Source organism: Kitasatospora sp. NPDC088548 (assembly GCF_044753005.1).
In the GTDB taxonomy this organism is placed as follows: domain Bacteria; phylum Actinomycetota; class Actinomycetes; order Streptomycetales; family Streptomycetaceae; genus Kitasatospora.
This window is the reverse complement of record NZ_JBIVMI010000077.1, coordinates 1-1,614: the sequence shown is the minus strand read 5'-3', so window position 1 is coordinate 1,614 and position 1,614 is coordinate 1. Positions and strand designations below refer to the sequence as shown.

Below are 1,614 nucleotides of genomic sequence, written 5' to 3'. Positions count from 1 at the left end.
AGCTTGTCGTTTTACCTCCGGTGATCATCTTCTGTGGCGTTCGGGTTATCGCCTGTCTGTTCGCTATTGGTTGGTGACCAGGGCGAGTCCGACGTCATAGATGGGGGCTCGGTGGCGGTTGGGCCGGCCGGGTGGGCGCCCGGCGCCGGGGCGGGAGGGTCTCGCAACACGAGCTGGGCAGAGCAGGCGCGTGCGGATGTTGCGGAACCCGCGTCGCACCCGGGCGGGGCTGAGGCGTTCGGCGGGCTGCGGTCTCTCCCAGGGCCGGCGGAGGTCGGCGGACAGTGGCCTGGCGAGGCGGAGTTGGGTGTGGACGGCCAGGACAAGGGCGGTCCAGCGGTCGGCCGCTGAGGGCTCGCGTAGCTTCGGGCGGGTCCAGCCGAGGTCCTGCTTGAGGAAGCGGAAGGTGTGTTCCAGGTCGAAGCGCCGCAGGAACGCGTGCCAGGCGGTGTCGGTGTCGTCGCCGGAGGGTGTGGGGTGGGAGTACCACAGCCAGACCGGTTTCGGGGTACCACCGGAGGGCAGGTGGTCGACGTCGAGTCGGATCAGGGTGCCTTCGACGATGGGGAGTTGGCCCTGGTGGTCGCTCCAGGCGGAGCGTCGCCAGATGCGTGGATGCAGGCGGTGCCAGGCGCGGACGCGGGCGGTGCCGTATCGGCGGGTGGTGTGCTCGGTGTCGCTGTCGGGATCGCGCCAGGTCGTAGGATCGGCCAGCGCGAACCGGGCTCCGTGACTGCGGGGTTGGCCGCCCTTGGGGCCCACCCGGTAGTCGTCGGGCACGGGATTGAAGAAGACCCTGTCGGAGCGCATCCGCACCACGATCTGGACGGGCAGGTCCCGCAGGAGGTGGGCCAGACGCGGGCCGTCGTAGCCGGCGTCCGCCACGACCAGCACCGGCGGGTCGCCGATCTTCCAGTGCCCGGCGCTGAAGATGCCGCGCAGGACCTCACGCAGCTGGGCGGCGGTGACGGCCGCCGTGTCCGCGCCGGGTTCCAGGCGTGTGGCGTCCAACAGGGCCGTCCACGAGGTCGAGCCCGACTCCAGAGCGGCAACGAAGGAGTAGGGCCATCCGGGAACCATCTCGTGCGTGTTCTCGCGCCGACCGTAGGTGTGGCAAAAGGAACGGCCGTTGCTGGTGTTGGCGTCCGGCCGCAGCCAGGCGGACACGTCGACGGCGAGCACGATCCGCCCTCCCGGGCCGCGCGGCACGCTTCGGGCCGCGATCGCGCACCGCAGGCGGTCAGCGTCGAGGTCTCCCCGGTTCAAGGCGGCGTAGAGGGAGGCGTGCGAGCGCCGGTGCTCGGGCGTCAGGGCCAGCTCGACCAGGGCGCGGACCGGACCGTCGGCACACAGCAATGCATCGGACAGCTCGAACAGGGCGTCCGCACGGCGCGGCATCGCGGCGTACAAGTCCCTTCGAAAGGAGGACAGTTCCGCGATGGCCTGCTGGCGAACGGCTTCAGGGACCATAATCGACACCGACGACCTCCGGCTCTGTTGTGCGACTCGACATCACACAGCGTGAAACGGAGGTCGTCGCCGTGTCCGGCAGATCCCCATGTGGGTGACCAGATCGAACAACCTCAAGCCGATCACCGGAGGTAAAACGACAAG

The 1,614-nt window shown here is 69.6% G+C and carries 1 protein-coding gene; it reads right to left on the bottom strand.

Annotation, left to right across the window (positions count from 1 at the left end; all coding sequences use genetic code 11):
• Positions 1-63: 63 nt before the first annotated feature.
• Positions 64-1,470, bottom strand: coding sequence for an NF041680 family putative transposase (locus ACIP82_RS37800; protein WP_400660333.1), 1,407 nt, complete (start codon positions 1,468-1,470; stop codon positions 64-66).
• Between the last annotated feature and the right edge of the window lie 144 nt (positions 1,471-1,614).